Origin of the sequence: Clostridium tetani (assembly GCF_900167265.1) — a bacterium.
In the GTDB taxonomy this organism is placed as follows: domain Bacteria; phylum Bacillota; class Clostridia; order Clostridiales; family Clostridiaceae; genus Clostridium_G; species Clostridium_G tetani.
Genome location: NZ_FUWT01000007.1, coordinates 1 through 20,654 on the forward strand (window position 1 = coordinate 1; position 20,654 = coordinate 20,654).

Sequence of the window (20,654 nt, forward strand, 5' to 3'; positions counted from 1 at the left end):
AATGCTGCACGCCATCTTTTTCCACATGATTGAACACGCTTTAAACCTAAAATATCTATATTAAATCCACATTCTTCGAATATTTTTCGTGGAAATTTTCCATTTTTATTTTCCATAATAAATAATCTTTTAAATTCATCAGTATATGTAATTCCTTTACAACTAACCTTTTTTACAAATTTATTTTCAGATAGTATCGCTATTTCATTTTCAGTAAATATTTTTTTACTCATTACAGTTCTCCTAATATCAATTATTCTTTATTTAATTATACACAAAAGTACCCTACGGGATAGACTTTTTTTAGAGTGTCTATTCTATAGGGTACATTTTATTTTAACATAGTCCTTCTAGCTTTTTTATATTAACTTACTAATCAAGCGGATTTATCTTCCTTCAGATGCTTGCTGAAATTCCCAAAGACGAGCATAAAGTCCTTTTAATAAAATTAAATCTTCGTGTTTTCCCTGTTCTATGACCTTTCCATCTTCTAATACAACAATAGTATCTGCTGAGCAAATAGTTTTTAATTTGTGGGCAATAACAATTACAGTTCTTCCTTTAATTAATTGGTTTATAGCCCTTTGTACATCCATTTCATTCTCTGGGTCAAGGGATGCGGTGGCTTCATCCAAAAGTACTACTGGTGAATCTTTAAGTATAGCCCTTGCAATGGATATACGTTGTTTTTCACCACCAGATAAAGTGCAACCACCTTCTCCAACTGGAGTATCATATCCCTGTGGTAATTTCATTATAAAATCATGACAACAAGCTTTTTTTGCAGCTTCTTCTACTTCTTTTTGAGTTGCATTCTCTTTTCCGAATCGGATATTGTTTCCTATAGTATCCTGAAACAAATACACATCTTGAAAAACCATGGAAATCTTTTTAAGTAAGCTTTCTGGATTCATGTCTTTCATATCTTCATTACCTAAAAGTACCTTTCCCCTTTGTGGATCATAAAATCTTGCAATCAATTTAAGTATGGTGCTTTTACCGCTACCAGAAGGTCCTACCAATGCTGTTAATGTACCTTCTTTCATTTTAATTGATACATCCTTTAGTACCTGTACATTGTTATATGCAAAGTCAACATTTTGTAGTTCAATATCATTGGATTTAGGTGGAATTTTTTCTCCTGACATAATAGGCTCTTTCATGAATTTTATAATCCTTTCACCAGCTTGGGCATCATAACGAAGTTCTGCAAAATTTATAATGGCTTCAGAAAGTGGATCAAATATTCTTGTGCCTATAACTAAAAATGTTGCCAGTGTAATAATATCAAGATTTCCATCCATTAAAAGATAACTAGCTACATAAACCATAATTGTAAGTCCTGACCTAAGTAGTGGAGTTACTGTTAATACAATAGATTGTAAAAGCCCTTCCATTTTAATACTTTTTTTCATCAGATTATAAAAAGAACCCTCTAGATGCTCAAATTGTTCTCCTGTCATGTTGCAGGATTTAATTACACGAATACCTGTTAAATACTCCTGTAGACGGTTTGATGCATCTACCTTTGCCTCTGTTAACTGTCCTCCCAATACTTTTTGTAGTTTAGAAGTACCAACAATTATAAGCAATGCTACTGGCATTGCAGCAAACATAGAAAGAGACATACGCCAATTTATAAAAGCTAGTCCTACAAAAGCTAATATTGGTGTTACTAATGCTCCTATTAAACCTGGAACTACATGACTCATACCATGCTCTACCATAGTAAAATCCCCCATCATCATATTTCCAAGCATTCCAGCATCTTGACAAAATAAATATCCTAGTGGTAATTTTCTCATATGTTCTGCAAGATTTGCCCTTCCATTGGCTGCTGTCATATAGGCATCCCTATAGGCATGTCTATAAGCTGGAATTTCTGCTATAAACATAATTGTCATGGATAAAACAAGTCCTAATACAATCATCCATAACTTTGATATATCAAGGCTCTCTTCCGGATTTACAAAGGGTTTAAAAATAACTTGTATAGCTACTATGGAAAAACCAAAGGGTAACATACCTATGATATTTGCCAAGATTGTATACATAACAGGTTTTATAAGTTTTTTTGGATGTCCCGCTGTAATGTTCGTAAAAATTTTCATGCTAAAGCCTCCCCTTTCTTTATACCCCAATCTGATGACACAGTGTATGCATCCCAAAGCTTTTTATATAATCCTTCTTTTTTCACAAGAAAATCATGAGTTCCCTTCTCTACAATACTTCCATCTTTTAAAACAATTATATTTTCAGCATCTTTAATAGTTGTTAATCTATGTGCAATCATAATAACAGTTTTATTTTTCATAAGTTCTCTTAAGGCAAGTTGCATATGGTGCTCATTTTCTGGATCTGAAAAGGCAGTAGCCTCATCTAAAACTAATATAGGAGAATTTTTTAGGATTGCTCTTGCCACACAAATTCGTTGCTCTTCGCCACCAGAAAGATGAACACCTCCCTCTCCAACAATGGTATTGTATCCTTTTTCAAGGCTTGTAATAAACTCATGGCATTGAGCTGCTTTTGCAGCTTTGTATATTTCTTCCTTTGTAGCGCCTGGTCTACCTACACGAATATTTTCATATAGGGTATCATGGAATAAAAAGGTATCTTGAAAAACAAAGGAAACCAAATTCATCAAATCCTCTGTGGAAATTTCTCTAATATCTACACCACCAATTCTAATATGTCCCTTTTGAATATCCCAAAAACGTGGAATAAGGTTGGCAACTGTAGATTTCCCTGAACCTGATGGCCCTACAAGGGCTGTAAGTGAATCTTTTTTTGCTTTAAAACTAATATTAGATAGTGCCTCTTTTCTTGTGGATGCATCTAAAGCATTATAAGAAAATGACACATTGTTAAATTCAATATCATAAGATGAAGGAGCTTTAGGATTTTTTGATTCACAAATAGTTTCTTCTTCTAAAATATTATCAATACGTAAAACTCCTTCAGAAATATCCCCTAAGGAAGATGCAAAGGTCATAAAACGTGTCATGGGTGATGCAACTCCTGGTGCTAAAATAATAAAAAATAGTAGAGTTTGTGCAAATGAAAAATCTTTTAAGTTTTGGCTCATTAGTAGAATTCCTATAGGTAATATAAATGTTAAAGTTGAATTTAATAATATCTTTGAACTTATATAAGTATTCTGATACTGATCTGTGTATTTCACACAATAATCCCTGTAGGAAATCATATCATCATAAAATTTACGAAAGGAATATACGGTTCTTCCAAATATCTTTACAGCGGGAACTCCCTTTACATATTGAATAGTTGATGAATTAATTTTTTCTAAGGCATTATAGTATTTTTTAGCACTTTCCTCCGCCGCTTTACCACTTCTTTTCTTCATTTGTATTAAGAATCCTAACATAAGTGGTATCATAGCTCCTAGTGTAAGCCATGGATTTAAGCTAAGCATTATAATTATTGTTACAATCATTGTTACAAACACATTTACCATGTCTGGCAATTGATGAGCAACAAAGGCTTCAATCTTTTCTACATTTTGCTCAAAGGTTTTCTTTACTATACCTGTTGATGTGTTGCTTAAATAACCTAAAGGTAGTTTCCCTATATGCTCTGACATACGAACTCTTAGACTATATAAAATTCTATAGGCCGCCATGTGGGACATTAATCCAGATATATACATTGCAACAATTCCTCCTATAAGTCCTATAAGAGCAATAGTTCCCCAGTATAACATCTGTGTAGAATCAACATTTTGGGGACTTGCAGCATTTTTTAAAAGCTCAGCTATTATAAAATAAACTGCTATATATGGTAATAACATAAAAATTGCACTAATAGCTGATAATATAGATGATGCTATAAGTAATCCTCGTTTTTCTCCAGCTATTTCTAAAAGTCTTGGAATGCCTGTTTTTTTCTTATTCATTTATCTCTCCTTCTTTCCTTTGTATTTCCATAATAATACCTCCAAATTAAAAATAAAAACTTATAATTGATTACTATTATCAATTATAAGTTTTTATTTATAGCTTCTCTACTCAAATTAGGATTGTATTAGCTCAGATCAGGATTTTTTTATTTTATGAATTCACTGGGGTTTACCCCATATTTTTTTCGAAAGGCTGTTGCAAAGTGACTCATGTTTCCGTAACCAACAAGGCTTGCCACCTCACTAACACGAAGTTCTTTCTTTTCTAAATATAATCTTGCAAGTTCTAATCGTTTATCTAATAAATAAGTATATACAGGCACTCCAAATAATTCTTTAAATCCTTTTTTTAGTTTAAATTCATTAAGACAAACTTCCTTTGAAAGATAACTTAATGTAACTTTTTGGTTAATACTTTTATCTAGTATATCCCTTGCTTTATAAATACTTTTTATATCATCTTTTGATAAATTTATGTTATTTGATCCTCTCTTAGTTTGATTCATAATCTCATTTAGATATACAGCAACAAGTTCCATAAGCTTTCCTTCCATGTATAAACACTTTAAGGATTCTTCATAGGGACATTTTAGCATTTGATGTAAAATCACATTAACGGAAGGTGTTATTTTTAAATTATCACACCATACTTTCTTTGAAAAATCGCTATGACAGCCATAATCTTCACAAATTTTATAAATGGTATCCTTCATTTTCTTTAAGGGCATTTTAATTTCAATTAATTTAATATCACACTTTGCTGGATAAACACATCTTTTTATAGTTTCTTCACTAGTACCCATATAACCTTCACCAGAAAGCATTTCAAACTTCTTACCTGTTTGGGGCAACTCCCACTGTATATCATCACCAAGACAAAAGAGCATGTCTATATGAGGCGTCTTTGAAGTCCCATTAATTTCTATCTCTTTTAATAAGTTGATGTCAAATTCCATAATACGAGCATTTTGAGAACTGAATAATTGTTTTAAATGTCCATTGCCAAACTCCCGTGGGATTTGATAATTGTATTCATCATAGATTCCATTGTAGGTTTTATTAAATCCATCGCAAATACAAGAATTATTAGATTTTAAACTTTTTATTTCATATTGTTTATCCCTACACAAATTCATCCAATTACTCCTCTCTTATTTATTTTATCTATAACTTATTTTAATTACTTCAATATTGAATTTCATTTTCAATTATATGGTTGTAGGGATTACTTGTCAATCCATAAATACTTATACAGTAGTAATTTATGCATTTGCTAAGAATAAAATAGCTAAGAATATAATCATCAATACAGTAGCTAGAGCTGCACAAATAGTAATGAACTTTAGTGTTTTTTCCTCAGTTTTAAATATTTTACTCATGATGATGTAAACACCTATTCCTATAATTCCTCCTAAAGTGTTTTCTATAACATCTGTTATATCTGAACGACCAATGGCTAGTATAAATTGAAATACTTCATAAAATAGACTAATACCTATAAAAACTAATAGTTTTTTTAAAAAAGACCAGTTCTTAAATAATGAACAAAAATAAATACCACAAGGTATAAAAATAAGTGCATTCCAGATTATTTCACTTATATCAACATGTCCATTTATTATAACGGAATCATGAAATGGAATTAAATTAATACTTCTCCCGTTATCCATAGTGTTAATTGAAAATTGCATTTTAAACAAAATAATCCATGTCATTGCTAATAAATATACCACAAACAAAATCATTAATGGCTTATGATACTTTGTTTTTTTTATATTCATTTTTCTCCTCCTTAAATATATACTTCCACTATTATACAAATACTTTCTAAAGAATCCCTTATTCCTTTATTAATAAATTCTTAAATATATACTTTTCTAATTATTCATTTTAAAAATATAGTATTATATATATAAGATAAATAATGAATATTGGGAGGTACGCCAAATGAATAGCATATATTCCTACCAAACTGAAATAGGCAAAATTTATATAGTTGAAAATGGCATTGCAATTACCCATTTATATTTTAATGAATGTCCTATATTAGATAATTTTAAGAAAAAGGAAACTGAATTGATTAAAAAAGCTTATAACCAACTAAAGGAGTATTTTTTAGGAAAGAGAAAAGAATTTGATCTTCCCCTTTTGCCTAAAGGTACAGATTTTCAACAAAAGGTTTGGAAAGCATTAAGAGAAATTCCCTTTGGAGAAACTAAAAGTTATGGAGAAATTGCTAAAAATATTGGGAACCCTAAAGCTGCACGTGCAGTTGGTATGGCTAATAATAAAAACCCTATCTCCATTTTTATTCCCTGTCATAGAGTAATTGGTTCAAATGGAAAATTAGTAGGATATGGTGGTGGACTAAAAATTAAAGAATACTTATTAAAAATTGAAAAAAATATAAATAGTTAATAAAAAGGAGATAAACATTGAATAAAAAAATTAGAGAGGAAATTTTTGAATTAATAGATGAAGATTATAAGAAGTTTTCTTCTTCTCTTTTACCTAATATAGATAACATTTTAGGAGTTAGATTACCTGAACTTCGTAAGCTTGCAAAGAAAGTAGCAAAGGATGATTGGCGGAAATTCATAGACACTGCTGATAACCAGTATTTTGAACAAATTATGCTTCAAGGAATGGTTTTAGGTTATATAAAAACAAACATTGAAGAAATTCTTCTATATGTTGCTGAATTTATACCGAAAATTGATAACTGGTCTGTGTGTGATAGCTTTTGTGGTGGTTTGAAATTTACTAATAATAATATGGAACAGGTTTGGAACTTTATACAACCATTTTTATCTTCTAAAAAAGAATATGAGGTTCGTTTTGCCGTTGTAATGCTACTTGATTTCTATATTAACGATGAATATATAGATAAAGTACTTAAATTATTAGATAATGTAAATCATCCTGGCTACTATGCAAAAATGGCAGTTGCTTGGGCAGTTTCTATTTGTTATATAAAATTTCCGGAAAAAACAATGGATTATTTAAAAAATAATAATTTAGATTATTTTACATATAATAAATCACTTCAAAAAATTTGTGAGTCTTTACGGGTGGATAAAGAAACAAAAAAAATTATTAAAGCTATGAGGCGAAAATTATAAATTATTTTATAAAACATTAATAGTGCAACAACTTGTTGCACTATTAAAAGTAATCTTATTTAAAACTTATATATATCTATTTTTTTGATATATAGCTTCATCTTTGATTTCACTTCTCATACCCTTAAGTGCTTCTCTTCTTCTTTCATTTTTTTCTTCTAGTGTTTCTTTCATTTTTTCATCGCTTGTTTTTGCAATCATTTCATTGGCACGATGACAATTTTCAATAGTTTTATCAATATTATATTGGATTTTATCTACATTATCTCTTCTATCATCTGGCTTATTTTTCATAGTATCTATCTCCTTTTTAAACTTTTTTTAATGCCTTATTTTAGAAGAATGTCGCTTTTCTTTCTGCTTTCTTTTTTAGTATGGCGGGAAATAGAGCTTGCTATACAACCAGATTTTTATAATGATTTTTCCTATTTTAACATTGAATATAGAATTTTCAGATATTATATGTTATAATTTTCTAGTACAATTCAATATAGTTCATTGTGGGCTACTGGTATCACATTATCCCTTTTGAAGGGAGGTGATGCCTATGGGTAACGATGTTTTAATGTTACTATTTCAGGCAGGAGTATTCTTGGTTGCACTATTAACATTTATAGTGCTTCTTATAGAGAAAATGTCAAAAAAATAGTAGCCCCACTCGCAATTGGATAGCTACTATTTTTAATTTAATATTAAATAGTGATGCCAGTTGCCTAAGCAACTAGAATTGTATACTATAGGGTGCTACCAACACCCTATTTTTATTTCTCATATCTTACTTATATTATATCAAATAATCAGTAAAAATAAACATGTATTTTTATAACTATTTAATTTATTATATGATATTCTGATGTTTTTATTCAATTAACAGTTATTCACTAAGTATAATTGTATAAAAAATTAATAATTGTTATACTAAATATACAAAAACTATTTAGGTAGGTGATACAATTTTGTTAGATGACAAATTAAAAACTCAGCTAGAAAAAATCTTTGCAAAGTATCCCCAAGTTGAAAAAGTAGTATTATTTGGCTCACGTGCTAGAGGAGATAATAAGTATAATTCGGATATAGATTTATGTATATTTGGTGAAGAACTAAGCCATTTAACATTAGCTAAAATTACTTTTTATATAGAGGATTTAGATACATGCTTAATGTTTGATATATTAGCATTCAACGAATTAACTAAAAAAGATTTAATAAAAAATATATTAAATGAAGGAGTTGTTATTTATCGTGGCAAAGAGGTTGAATGAAAGAATAAGTGATTTTGCAAATGCATTCTCTAGACTACAAGAAGCTTTTAAAAAAGATATTGATGATGATATAATAATAGATGGTATTATCCAAAGGTTTGAATTTACATTTGAACAAAGTTGGAAGGTTATGAAGTTATATCTAGAAGATCAAGGTATATTAGATGAAGCCTTGTCTCCTAGAAGCACTATCCGATTAGCTTTTAAATATAAAATAATTTCTGATGGAGATATATGGATTCAAATGATGTTAGATAGAAATAGGACATCTCATATGTATGATGAAACTATAGCTAAGAATATAGTTAAAAGAATTAAGGATACTTATATGAAAGAATTTACAAAATTACAAGATTTTTTACAAAGGTAATATTTCATACACATCCAAGTTCTACAAAGCTATTTTTATGTAATGAAGAGGACGTAGAGTAATAGGGATATCAACCCCTATTACTCTTTACTTTCCCATCTCCACACTAAAACAGCATTACACTTATTATCCTCTGATATCCACAAAGATAATGTTGCCTTATCTTCTTTAACTAATTTTTCCAACCATTCTTTTGTAGTTTTTCCATATGTGACGAAAGTTTTTTGCACATTACCATTTGGAGAATATTGAGCTCCTATGGTTTTAGTAAAAAATTGTGTATCCTCATCTACCATAAATTTAAGCTCCTTTGGATTGTCAGTATTAACAGTTTGAGTAAATAAAATGTTATCCTTTATATCTTTGCACAATACTTTAATATCAGGCTTATCTGTATTTATGCCTCCCATAACTTCCTGATTGATAACTTTTATTTGAGGTGGTAGTATGTTGGGTTGATATAGCCATAAAGACAATACTCCAGTTATTCCAAATATAGAAAGAAAACTTAATGAGGCGATACTTGCTTTGGCTTTATTATCAATCTTTTTTAATAACTTAAAATATAGTAATACACCAACTGCACCACCCAATGTATTAAGTATTAAATCATCAATATCTGTTATGCCAAATCCCACAATATATTGAGCAACTTCAATAGTTAAACTTATAAAAAAGCATATGAAAACTACCTTTTTCCCATGGATGTTTTTAACTAGTGCTGGCAAAAGAATTCCCATTGGAATAAATATTGCAAAGTTACCAAAACAATTTTTTAAAAGAACGTCAATGGATGTATCCATGGTAAAAAAATCTGAAATAAATTCAAATGGTATAAGACTAAGTGATCTAATCTCTGTATTAAAACCATTTTTTAATACCACTATCTTTGCTAATGCTAATATATATAGCACTGCAACACACCACAACCCAATTGAAACAATAACTGAAAATCTATCTTTCTTCTGAGATTTTCTTTTTATTACATTCTTCTCCATTACTCTGCCCCTCTAATATTCTCAATTATATTTTCCTTATTTATTTTTCTTAATGGTATATAAGTAGATATAAGAGAAATAATTATAGCTCCAATTACAGCTATTAAAATTTCTTTTATAGGAAATACCCATTGAAAATCTCTAAAATTTGTCATTATTTTAAACAATTCATAAGATAGTGCCGTTCCAATAATTCCTCCATATATAGACGCTATTATTCCATAATATATTCCTTCAATACAAATCATTTTGCTCATTTTGCCCCTGTCCATACCTACTGCCCTAATCATAGCTAATTCTCTTTTTCTAAGTATTAAGTTTGTGCTTATGGTATTTACAATATTTAAACATCCTATTAAAGTTATTACTCCTACAAAACCATATAAAAATATATTAATTGCTATAGCCTTATCTCTGTTTCGTTTTGAATCCTCTTGAAAATCAAAATATTGATATCCAGGATCTTTTTTACTTAAATTCTTAAAATACTCTGCTAAATTATCCTTATTACTACCTTCTTTTAGCTGAATGAACATTCTTCTAATATCATTATTTCCAGTAATATTTGTGTATACTTTTTCTGAAGTTATTAAAGTCACTGATTCACTAACGTTATACTCATTATCCAAAATACCTTTATCCAAAATACCTACAACTTTAACCCTTTTAATATTACCTTCACCAATATATTCATTATCTTTCAGTTTCTTCTTATCAATAATTTTAATTTCATCTCCAACTTTATAATCTGCTATATCAAATACAGAGGACTTTTTGGTTTCTTCATTGTGTAAACTATTTGTTTTTATAAGGATTACTCCATTTTCGTTATTTAATTTTTCTTTATTTATACTACCTTCCCTAAGATATTTTTTAAGCTCAGGTAATATATTATCTCCATAGGAAATTACTCCATTACTACGAAGAACTAATTGTTCATCTTTTATTCTTTCTTTTAAATTTGGTCTTAACTGAAATATTTTAGGATTTACTTTTTCCTTAGGGATTAAAATAGCTCTACCATCATACATAACTTTATATACTTTTTCTACATCTTTAAAATTTGTAATTTCATTATAAATAGAAAGACTTATTCCTATATTTGAATTTCCCTTTTTCCAAAGCATAAAATCTTTCATATCTTTTTCTTTTACTACTCCCATTTTAAATACAAGACTTGCAAAACTACCAAAAACTATATAAAGTACTATACTTATAGTCAATGAAAATACAGTAATTCTAAACTTTTTTCTATTCCTTTTAAGATTTTTATAGGCAATTTCTCCTTCTATTCCAAAAACCTTATTAATTATTCTAAATCTTTTCCTCTTTTTAAATTTTTCCTTCTTTAAACTTCCAGTATTTCTTACTGCCTCTAATGGTGAAACCTTAGAAGCCTTTCTGGCTGGCCCTATTGCAGATAGATAAATTGTAATTAATCCTATTATCGCACTTATTATGAATACAACTGGTGATATAACTACCTTTATCTCATCTTTTAATAAAACTTTAACCACACTAATTACTATTTTCATAGCTAGTACTCCATTAGCGAGTCCTAATGGAATACCTATGAAACTTAAAATTAATGCTTCCTTTAAGACTAATTTTTTTATTTGATTTGGTGCAGCTCCTGTACATCTAAGTATCCCAAATTGTGAAACTCTCTCTAAAACTGATATGTTAAATATGTTATATATAACTGCTATAGTACTTATAATAATTAATCCTACTATAAATGCCACTAAAGCTGTTAACCCTTCATTTATAGACTTATCTAAACTTTGAGCGTATAATCTTAAAAGCTGCTCATTATACTCAATGTTATACCCATAGATACCTTTTGATGTTTTTTCTTTTTCCATTCCTAAATTTTTAGCTATATTCTCACACTTTTTATAAACATCTTTCGCAGAATTCAATTTTACATAAACATTGTATTTTTTATCACTTGCTAGTTTGTTTTCATCTAAAAAAGTTATTCCCTGGGTAATGTATACACCTGGCCATGAAAATTTAGGAGCTGTAACACCCACTATTGTATATTCCCTTTTTCCTGTTTTATTAAAAGTTTCCTTAGTTTCTCCTTCTCCATCTTTACTACCCTTTTCTTTAACTATTCTTTTTCCAATATCTAATTTAATTTTATCTCCAATCTTAGGTTTTCCAGATAAATAATCAGGTACCCAATACTCTAATACTATTTCATTTTCTTTTTGTGGAAGCCGTCCTTCTTTTACGTTAATAGGAATCATACTTAGTGCACTGCTACCATAAGCTTTTATATTTAAATATCTATGCAAAGGAGCTGAAGGGTTGGCGTCTCTTTCCTCCTTACTTATATTTGATATTATTGCTGTTGTATCGTTGCTAGTAACAGATATATTATCTACATCCACATTGTTATTTATTTTGTTAACATCTTTCTTATTGATTCCCACAAATTCCCCATGATAATGTCCCTTGTCTTTTATACAATCACTTATAAATTTTGTTTTTATGCTTACAAGCATTGTTCCTATAGCAGTTACAAGTGCAACAGAAAGTACTATACCTAATATTGTAAGTATAGTTCTTTTCTTTTGCTCCTTTAAATATCTATATGTTAGATGACCATACTTTTTCATGCTCTCATCACCTCATCTTTAACTACAGATCCATCCTCTATCGTTATTATTCTGTCTGCCTGAGATGCAATATTTAAATCATGGGTTATAATTATTAATGTTTGATGATATTTTTGCACTGAAAATCTAAGTAGCTCTATTATTTCCTTACTATTTTTACTATCTAAATTCCCTGTAGGTTCATCTGCTAATATTATTGAAGGTTTATAAGCTAATGCTCTCCCTATAGACACCCTTTGTTGCTGTCCCCCTGAAAGTTCTGAGGGAAGGTGATTTCTTCTATTTTGTAATCCTAAAATATTAATTAATTCCTCCTCATATTTTTTATCAACCTTCTTATTATCTAAAAGTATTGGAAGAGTTATATTTTCTTCTGCTGTTAATACAGGTATTAAATTATAAAATTGAAATATAAAACCTATCTTTCTTCTTCTAAATACAGCAAGTTCTTTTTCGCTTAAGGCATATATATCTGCTCCATCAACTATTACCTTTCCTGATGTAGGTTTGTCCACTCCTCCTAATAGGTGTAATAATGTACTCTTTCCAGAGCCGCTAGCCCCTACTACAGCTACAAACTCCCCTTCATTTATAGATATATTTATATTTTTTAGTGCGTTAACCTTAGTATCTCCTAAACCATAACTTTTACTTAAATCAATGGTCTTTAAAACTTCCATTATATCTTCCTCCCTATTTTGTACTATTACTTCATATTTTTTATTTGTTGTGTGTTTCTATTATCATTATAAAATTTGAAACTTACAGGAAGGTGATTTTTATCTTACTAAATAGTAAGTTTTCTATATTATTCCTTTTAAAAAAGTAATAGTAAACTTACTTCCTATTCCCTTTTTACTGTTTACTAATATAGTTCCTCCTTGTCTTTCTATAATCACTTTAGTTAAAGCAAGTCCAATACCTACACTTTCTGCATTAACAGAATTGCTTCCTTTATAAAATCTTTCAAATATATGTGGTAAATCCTTTTTATCTATGCCTTCTCCATTATCCTCGATTAAAATTCTACTAAACAAAGGAGTTTCAGAAATATGTACTTTTATTTCTCCTCCTTCTTTTGTATGTTCAATACAATTTTTTATAATGTTTAATATTGCTTCAATTGTCCACTGTTCATCCACATAAAAATATACATTATCCAAATTACCACTTACCATTATCTTTTGATGCTTTGCATCACTCTTAAATTTTAAACTGCTTAAAGCATCTTGGATGAAGTTTATTCCAAGAGTATTTCTCTTTTCAAAATTTATAGCTTGGGCTTCTAACCTAGCTATTTTTAATAGACTTATAATTAACCATTCCATCCTATTTAATTGGGATCCACTTTTTTGTAAAAAATCTATTCTTACATCGTCTTTCATTTCCTTACGAGTTAGTAAAAGCTCATTAATTGTAAGTAAAGATGTTAGTGGAGTTTTTAATTGATGGGATATATCTGAAATTATATTTTTTAGAAAAATTTTATCTTCTTTTAGTTTATGTAAACTTAGTTTTAATATATTGGACATTAAATTAAAATTATGTGCTAATATTGCAAAGTCTCCTTCTCTATCCTCCCTTAGTATTAAGCTATAATCCCCTTCTATAACTTTTTCAGAAGCATGGGATATTTCTTTTACTTTTTTAAATATGTTTTTATATTCTAATAAAACTATACCTATTAAAGGTATTAGTCCTAATATAAATGCTAAAATAAACTTTACTTGGAAACTTTCATAAAAACTTTTAAGTAATGGCTGAGAGGTTATTTTCATATCTTCATAGTATCCATACTGTTTTAGTATTTCTTTTCCTTTAATTATCTGTTCTTTTGTAGCTTCTTTTGTTACATATTTTATAATGTTATTTTCTAATTCAGGATGGTCATATAATACTTTTCCAATTATCATAGAATTTTGATTTACTATATTTTCATTTAATTTATGAAACTGATGATTAAAGAAAAAATATATACTTCCTGCAAATATACTGTGGACTATTAAAAGCTTTATAATTATGCTCTTTATCTCAGGATTTTTTAAAATTGAATCCATAATACGCCTCCTATTTATTAATTTCGTAGTTCCACCTATATCCTAGTCCTCTATGAGTGGTAATATATTTAGGTTCTCCTGCATTATCCTCAATTTTTTCTCTAAGTCTTCTTATATATACAGAAAGAGTATTATCATCTACAAATTCACCTTCAGCATCCCATAATTCTTCTAATATAATATTTCTACTTAATATCTGCTTAGGATGATTTATAAAAATTAGAAGCAATCTATATTCTAATGCTGTAAGTATTATTTCCTTGTCATTTTTCTCAATTTTCCCCTGTAAAGTTTGCACTTTTATATCTCCAGAAATTAACAAATCTAAATCCTTTGAAAATGTTTTGCTACGTCTAAGTATAGCTCTAATTCTTGATATCAACTCTTTTATTCTAAAGGGCTTAGTGATATAATCATCTGCCCCTATATCTAATCCTATAACCACATTAGCCTCTTCATCACAGGCAGTCAAAAAAATTACAGGAACTTCTGATGCCTTTCTTATTTCTTTACAAAAATCATATCCATTTCCATCTGGAAGCATTACATCTAAAATTATTAAATCAAAACTATTTTCTTTAAAATTATCCCTAGCTTTTTTTATACTATCTGCACACTTTAAATTAAAACCTTCACCATTTAGTGTGTATTCAATGCTATATGCTAATATACTGTCATCTTCAACTAACAATATGTTGTTCACAAAATCTCCCCCTTACCTAGGTTTAATTTTACCATAAAATACAGATGGTAATTAAAAAATCAGTTTATACCTTTATTACCTACATATAACTCAATCTGTGTATAAAAAACACCTTATTTCATATCCAATTTAATTTGGTATTATAAAATAAGGTGTTCTATTTTATTTAATCACTTATATATTTGCTTTATAGCCAAAGCATTCAGTTACTGGTATTACGAACATAAAACCTATACCTGGTTTGTCACATATACCTAATTCTTCTACTAATCTTTTAGCTATCTTATTCTTTTTCTCTTCGGTTTTTACAACCCCTACTATGGTTTTATTGTAAGGATTATCCCCTTCTACAAACTTTCTAATGCCTGCAAAGAATGGTACATCTGAGTTATTTTCAAGAAGTATTTTACCAAGTCCTCTACTATTTACGTTAGTTGCACCACAATTTTCTTCGTAAAAAATTTCATTAACATGGTTAAGTTTTTTTAGGTCATTAAGTATTAACACAATGGCATACATAAAAAATTCCCCCTTTATATATTATATATTTGCTTCCTTAGCTTTTATTATAGCTTGTTTTGTAAAAATCGGCCCTATTATTTCTGTAATAATTGTAGTTGCTAAAAGAATGGTTATAACTTTTAAATCAAGTCCTGTACCTTTAAATTCTCTGCCTACTACAATGGCAAGACCTATGGCTACACCGATTTGTGAGAATAGTCCATATCCTATATACTTTTTAACAGTTTTAGGTGCTTTTGAAATTATTCCTCCCACATAGGCTCCTGATATTTTACCTATTATTCTAAATATTAGATAGCATATACCAAGTAATCCTATTTTAGGAATTAGACTTATATCAAGTTTTGCACCTGCTAAAACAAAGAATGCTGTTATAATTGGAGCATCAAATTTTTCTATAGTAGCAAAAACATCATTACTATGAGCACATAGATTTGATACAGCTACACCTAAACTCATACAAGATAATAGTGGAGATAAATGATATTTCATGGATAATCCTGTAAGAGTTATAATAAATCCTAATGCTACAATTTGAATTTCCGATTCTTTATGAAGTTTATTGACTATATATACAAGTATAATTCCTAATACAAAACCTGATAATATAGAAAGAACTATTTCTTTAATTGGTAAATATATTAAAGAATATACATTGATAGATGTATGCTTAATGAAAACTTTTGCCAAAGATGAGGCTATTGCATATATCATAAGACATATAGCATCATCCACTGCTACTACTCCAAGTAGGGTTGAAGTTAAAGGTCCTTTTGCCTTAAGCTCGTTAAGTACCATTACTGTAGCTGCTGGAGCTGTTGCTGATGCTACGGCTCCTAATATTAAAGCTGTATATATTTTTTCTCCTAATAATATTGTAACTAAAGTAACTAAAATAAATGCAAAGGTAGCTTCAAAGAATGCAATTATAAAAATAGGTTTACCTAATTTTTTAAGAACGGAATATTCTAACTCACTACCTATATTAAATGCTATAATACCTAAAGCAAAATCTCCTATAAAGGATAGCTTTTCTGACATTTCACCGCTTATTACATTAACGCCAGAAATACCTAAAACAAGTCCTGCAATAACATACCCTGCTACTGCGGGTATTTTAAATTTGTTCATTATTTTACCAAAAAGTACGCCTATAATAATAGCCATACCAACACTTATAAATGGATTCATAAACATCACTCCGATTGTATTTTTTTTACTTAGTGTAATAAAAAACATTACATCAAATAATTACATTTCTTATTATAAAACCTAAAAGTTTACAAAGTCAAATGACTATATATTTACACATTTCATAAAATACATTATAATGAATTGCAAATAATAAAAAAGGCAGTCCTAAAATTTAGGACTGCCTCCACTTAGTGATATAATGGTTATACAGTAAGAATATGAAACTACTATATTTTTATATTTAGAAGATAGATATAAATCTTCTATACTTTTATACTATACACTTAATCCTTAATTCGTTCTTTTTCTACTGAAAAATTAATCAATACAACAATTATTAGCGGTTCTTATGGCCTCTTCTAATGTTTTTATAAATCTTCTTTCCCCTAGTCTTGATACCATGCCCATGTTTTTCATAACTTTCATAGGCTGCTTTTGTACTTCAGACATAATTAATTTTATTTCTTCATCCATACATAATTTTTCTATTTTCTTTAATTCACCGTAGGCTGTAACATCTAGTACAGGCATATTTTTCATTCTAAGTATTACTACTTTTGATTCTGTATTTAAGCTTTCTATTGAGGATATAAAGCTATCTATACCTGCAAAAAATAGTGGCCCCTTTATGTCATATATTAATATTTCATCACCTATTTTATTTGTGTGAATTCCCTCTAGTCTTAATTTTTTAGAGCAATAACTTCCATCCAATTCATTAACTTCTATAGCTAAAGCCATTCTTCTCATAAATAAGCACATGGATATTATTATTCCTACTTCTATGGCTATTACTAAATCAAATATAACTGTTATAAAAAATGTAGCTAACAATATTAGAACATCACTTTTTGGTGCCCTTAGCATATCTCTAAAGGTTCTCCATCCGCTCATATTATAAGATACAACTATTAACACAGCTGCTAGAGTAGTTAATGGTATATACTTTGCAAGAGGCATTAGAACTTTCATTATTAAAAGTAATGTTATAGCATGTACCATTCCAGCAATTGGTGTTCTTCCACCACTTTTAACATTAGCTGCTGTTCTTGCAATGGCTCCTGTAGCTGGTATTCCTCCAAATAAAGCTGATGTAATGTTTCCAACGCCTTGTGCTACAAGTTCCATATTTGAATCATGTTTTTCTCCTATCATTCCATCTGCTACCACTGCGGATAACAAAGATTCTATAGCTGCTAAAATGGCTATGGTAAAGGCTGGTTTTATTAATTTTTGTAAAGTAATAATATCTACAATTGGAAGTTTGGGCACTGGTATTTTTGATGATATTTCCCCAAATTGTGTTCCTATAGTTGCTACATTTAATTTGAAAAAATAAGCTATAAAGGTAGAAAGTATTAATGCAACTAAAGCTCCTGGTATTTTTTCATTAAATTTAGGCCAGACTATTATAACTGCTAGGGAAAAAATACCCAATGCTAAAGTTACCCAATTTATCGTCCCCATATTTGATATATACATTGACCATTTAGGTAAAAATTCTGATGGTACTTTGTTTATAGAAAGTCCCAAGAAATCCTTTACTTGAGTAGAAAATAAAGTAACAGCTATTCCCGCTGTAAATCCAACTGTTATGGGATAGGAAATATATTTAATTAAGGAACCGAACTTTAATAATCCAAAAATAACAAGCATTATTCCTGCCATTAATGTGGCAACTATAAGTCCATCTATACCGTATTTTTCTATAATACCATATATAATAACAACAAAGGCCCCTGTAGGTCCTCCTATTTGAACCCTACTTCCTCCTAGAAAAGAAATAAAAAATCCTGCTATTATAGCTGTAATAAGTCCTTTTTCTGGGGAAACTCCTGAAGCTATTCCTAAAGCTACCGATAGCGGTAGAGCAATTATTGCAACTATTATACCTGCAATAAAATCTTTTATTAGCCCCTCCTTAGTTAAATTCCCTTTTTCATTTTTTAATATGGATAAAAATTCTGGTTTTAACATTTTATGACCTCCTTATGTGCAATTACTATTATACTTCTTTAGCATAATAAAATCCTTTTTATAAAATGTCGTATTTTAGTAAAAAATTGAGCATACAGGAGGTATTTAAGGCTATTCAATTTTGTTAACAATCTATTAATTTTTTATTCGATGGTAAATTTATGCGGATTCATTTTATTATATGGGACATTTGTCAGTTACTTTTTAAAAAACATATGATAGAATAATATCTAAAACTACTAATTACTAAAGGAGAACGCTATGGAATATATTGATTTTAATAATTGGGCAAGAAAAGAACACTTCGAATTTTTTAAAGGTGCTAATAATCCTCAATTTAATATTTGCATGAATCTAGATATTACACACTTTCTAAAGTTTGTAAAAGACAATGATTTATCCTTTTATTTTAGTATGGTTTATGCATCTACATATGTTATGAATGAAATGGAAGATTTTCGATATAAGATTAGAAAAGATGGTATAGTTCTTCATGACTATTTAATACCATCCTTTACTGATATGAGTAATAGGGATAATTTATATAAAATTATTACATTACCTTTAAGCGATGATATAAAAAGCTTTTCAACTATTGCAAAGAAAACTTCTAAATCTCAACAGAAGTTTTTTCCTAAAATAGATTTTGATCAAGACAAATTAATTTATTTTTCATGTATACCTTGGATTTCATTTACTAGTGTTTCAAATGAAATGGTTATGGACGAGAATGATTCTATTCCTAGAATATCCTTTGGAAAATACTTTACTAAAGATAATAAAGTGTTACTACCATATTCTATACAGGTAAATCATAAGCTTTTAGATGGGTACCATGTTGGATATTTTATAGAAAAATTACAAGAGTATATTAATAAAATAAAATAAAAAGGGTAGATTAAATTTACTCTTGATAAATTTAATCTACCCTTTTTATTTCCTACGCATTACTCTTCTATTTTCCTTTATTAAACCTTTTACAAATCTTTTAGAACCTACTATCTCTAAGCTATTTTCATATATATTTACAACTAAATATTCTCTCCTAAATGTTTTGAACAAAGGAACTTTAAAAATCATTTGTTCCTCACTAATTTTTTCCGCATCCCAATTCTCATTTTGCATTATTTCCTGAATTTGCCCTATTATATCTTCCTTTGATAAATTATTATACATAATTTCTTTTGAACATTCTACATAATCTCTAATACTTAATAAACCATAAAAAGTTGCAAACATTAGTATACCTTTAGAATCCATAGGAAAACTTATATTAAATAAATTATAGATTAACTTTAATATCATAGTAGCTATAATTGTTTTACCAAATATGCAACAAAATATCTTGAAATATATTAAAAGTTTATTTGACTCTATGTTAATCATTCTCCTCACTCCCCATTAAATATTTAATTTATTTTTGCATTAGGTTCATAATCTACATTTACCAATACATCAGGTAGCTTTTCATTTAAAAATTTTATTATTTTATCACTGTCTTCATTTTTAAAATACATGCTATTGCTAAAGCTACTTCCAGAATAGATTATCTTTGTACTTTTTCCTATATTTATTTGAACCTTATCTATTTTATTCCAAGAAACAAATTTTGCACCTCTATACAAAGATGCAATTCCACTTGAGGTTATACCAGTTGTTAAATAACTAACCACATATAAAGTTATTCCTAATACTCCTAATAAATAATGTATTGGAGTTTGGGCATATTTATAAGTAATATAAAAAAGAACTCCTATTCCCGCTATAAGAAATATTATTTCCATGGCGGTTTTCTTTGTTTTTATTACAAGTTTTATTAAAATTCTAATCTCTTTTATAATCATTATAATCATTAAAATAAATAGAATCCAATTCTTCATGGGTCATATCCTCCTAAGTTGGC

At 28.7% G+C, this 20,654-nt stretch carries 22 protein-coding genes; 6 read left to right on the forward strand and 16 right to left on the reverse strand.

All coding sequences use genetic code 11. The features are described 5' to 3' along the window. From B5D21_RS06420 to B5D21_RS06440, 5 genes are all read right to left on the reverse strand, one after another. Positions 1–233: HTH domain-containing protein (locus tag B5D21_RS06420; RefSeq protein ID WP_341405652.1), on the reverse strand; the 233-nt coding region annotated here is incomplete at its 3' end. 153 nt (positions 234–386) lie between these two features. After that, positions 387–2,111 carry an ABC transporter ATP-binding protein gene (locus B5D21_RS06425; RefSeq protein ID WP_035109775.1) on the reverse strand — a complete coding sequence of 575 codons (1,725 nt, stop codon included), beginning with the start codon at positions 2,109–2,111 and terminating at the stop codon, positions 387–389. Then, entirely contained in the window at positions 2,108–3,916 is a 1,809-nt protein-coding gene (locus B5D21_RS06430) for an ABC transporter ATP-binding protein (protein ID WP_011099628.1), read from the reverse strand. The genes B5D21_RS06425 and B5D21_RS06430 overlap by 4 nt, the downstream gene beginning before the upstream one ends. Positions 3,917–4,065: 149 nt before the next feature. Further along, the gene (locus B5D21_RS06435) at positions 4,066–5,055 is read right to left on the reverse strand and encodes a helix-turn-helix domain-containing protein (RefSeq protein WP_011099629.1); all 990 of its coding nucleotides are present in this window, start codon (positions 5,053–5,055) and stop codon (positions 4,066–4,068) included. Between the two features lie 126 nt (positions 5,056–5,181). Next, a complete protein-coding gene (locus B5D21_RS06440) occupies positions 5,182–5,700 on the reverse strand; it encodes a VanZ family protein (protein ID WP_035109773.1) in 519 nt (172 codons plus the stop codon). A 166-nt stretch (positions 5,701–5,866) separates the two neighbouring features. On the opposite strand from B5D21_RS06440, the gene B5D21_RS06445 reads away from it, so the two are divergent. Continuing rightward, on the forward strand, positions 5,867–6,337 hold the full coding sequence (locus B5D21_RS06445; RefSeq protein ID WP_011099631.1) for a methylated-DNA--[protein]-cysteine S-methyltransferase: 471 nt from the start codon (positions 5,867–5,869) through the stop codon (positions 6,335–6,337). Between the two features lie 17 nt (positions 6,338–6,354). Beyond that, positions 6,355–7,041, forward strand: a complete 687-nt coding sequence (locus tag B5D21_RS06450) for a DNA alkylation repair protein (protein WP_011099632.1) — start codon at positions 6,355–6,357, stop codon at positions 7,039–7,041. 66 nt (positions 7,042–7,107) lie between these two features. Here the strand turns inward: B5D21_RS06450 and tlp are convergent, their stop codons facing one another. Continuing rightward, positions 7,108–7,335: a small acid-soluble spore protein Tlp gene (gene tlp / locus B5D21_RS06455; protein ID WP_023438333.1), complete on the reverse strand. Its 228-nt coding sequence runs from the start codon at positions 7,333–7,335 to the stop codon at positions 7,108–7,110. Between the two features lie 253 nt (positions 7,336–7,588). Between tlp and B5D21_RS06460 the strand changes: the two genes are divergently transcribed. The 3 genes from B5D21_RS06460 (at position 7,589) to B5D21_RS06470 (ending at position 8,673) form a co-directional block, all read left to right on the forward strand. Next, positions 7,589–7,690, forward strand: a complete 102-nt coding sequence (locus B5D21_RS06460) for a putative holin-like toxin (RefSeq protein ID WP_035109768.1) — start codon at positions 7,589–7,591, stop codon at positions 7,688–7,690. Between the two features lie 307 nt (positions 7,691–7,997). Then, positions 7,998–8,303 carry a nucleotidyltransferase family protein gene (locus B5D21_RS06465; RefSeq protein WP_011099633.1) on the forward strand — a complete coding sequence of 102 codons (306 nt, stop codon included), beginning with the start codon at positions 7,998–8,000 and terminating at the stop codon, positions 8,301–8,303. After that, positions 8,263–8,673, forward strand: coding sequence for a nucleotidyltransferase substrate binding protein (locus B5D21_RS06470; protein WP_171816087.1), 411 nt, complete (start codon positions 8,263–8,265; stop codon positions 8,671–8,673). Before B5D21_RS06465 ends, B5D21_RS06470 begins: the two co-directional genes overlap by 41 nt. Positions 8,674–8,753: 80 nt before the next feature. Here the strand turns inward: B5D21_RS06470 and B5D21_RS06475 are convergent, their stop codons facing one another. The 8 genes from B5D21_RS06475 to B5D21_RS06510 form a co-directional block, all read right to left on the reverse strand. After that, the gene (locus tag B5D21_RS06475; RefSeq protein WP_011099635.1) at positions 8,754–9,671 is read right to left on the reverse strand and encodes a VanZ family protein; all 918 of its coding nucleotides are present in this window, start codon (positions 9,669–9,671) and stop codon (positions 8,754–8,756) included. Continuing rightward, the gene (locus B5D21_RS06480; protein WP_011099636.1) at positions 9,671–12,298 is read right to left on the reverse strand and encodes an ABC transporter permease; all 2,628 of its coding nucleotides are present in this window, start codon (positions 12,296–12,298) and stop codon (positions 9,671–9,673) included. Before B5D21_RS06480 ends, B5D21_RS06475 begins: the two co-directional genes overlap by 1 nt. After that, entirely contained in the window at positions 12,295–12,978 is a 684-nt protein-coding gene (locus B5D21_RS06485; protein ID WP_011099637.1) for an ABC transporter ATP-binding protein, read from the reverse strand. Before B5D21_RS06485 ends, B5D21_RS06480 begins: the two co-directional genes overlap by 4 nt. Before the next feature lie 123 nt (positions 12,979–13,101). Next, on the reverse strand, positions 13,102–14,355 hold the full coding sequence (locus B5D21_RS06490) for a HAMP domain-containing sensor histidine kinase (protein ID WP_011099638.1): 1,254 nt from the start codon (positions 14,353–14,355) through the stop codon (positions 13,102–13,104). 10 nt (positions 14,356–14,365) lie between these two features. Next, the gene (locus B5D21_RS06495; RefSeq protein WP_011099639.1) at positions 14,366–15,058 is read right to left on the reverse strand and encodes a response regulator transcription factor; all 693 of its coding nucleotides are present in this window, start codon (positions 15,056–15,058) and stop codon (positions 14,366–14,368) included. A 174-nt stretch (positions 15,059–15,232) separates the two neighbouring features. Continuing rightward, positions 15,233–15,577 carry a hypothetical protein gene (locus tag B5D21_RS06500; protein WP_011099640.1) on the reverse strand — a complete coding sequence of 115 codons (345 nt, stop codon included), beginning with the start codon at positions 15,575–15,577 and terminating at the stop codon, positions 15,233–15,235. A 21-nt stretch (positions 15,578–15,598) separates the two neighbouring features. After that, entirely contained in the window at positions 15,599–16,771 is a 1,173-nt protein-coding gene (locus B5D21_RS06505) for a cation:proton antiporter (RefSeq protein ID WP_035125196.1), read from the reverse strand. A 321-nt stretch (positions 16,772–17,092) separates the two neighbouring features. Further along, the gene (locus B5D21_RS06510) at positions 17,093–18,751 is read right to left on the reverse strand and encodes a SulP family inorganic anion transporter (RefSeq protein WP_011099642.1); all 1,659 of its coding nucleotides are present in this window, start codon (positions 18,749–18,751) and stop codon (positions 17,093–17,095) included. A 261-nt stretch (positions 18,752–19,012) separates the two neighbouring features. On the opposite strand from B5D21_RS06510, the gene B5D21_RS06515 reads away from it, so the two are divergent. Continuing rightward, entirely contained in the window at positions 19,013–19,639 is a 627-nt protein-coding gene (locus tag B5D21_RS06515; protein WP_011099643.1) for a chloramphenicol acetyltransferase, read from the forward strand. A gap of 45 nt (positions 19,640–19,684) precedes the next feature. On the opposite strand, the gene B5D21_RS06520 is transcribed toward B5D21_RS06515, so the two are convergent. Continuing rightward, a complete protein-coding gene (locus B5D21_RS06520) occupies positions 19,685–20,137 on the reverse strand; it encodes a hypothetical protein (protein WP_035125193.1) in 453 nt (150 codons plus the stop codon). 23 nt (positions 20,138–20,160) lie between these two features. Then, the gene (locus B5D21_RS06525; RefSeq protein ID WP_011099645.1) at positions 20,161–20,631 is read right to left on the reverse strand and encodes a hypothetical protein; all 471 of its coding nucleotides are present in this window, start codon (positions 20,629–20,631) and stop codon (positions 20,161–20,163) included. Between the last annotated feature and the right edge of the window lie 23 nt (positions 20,632–20,654).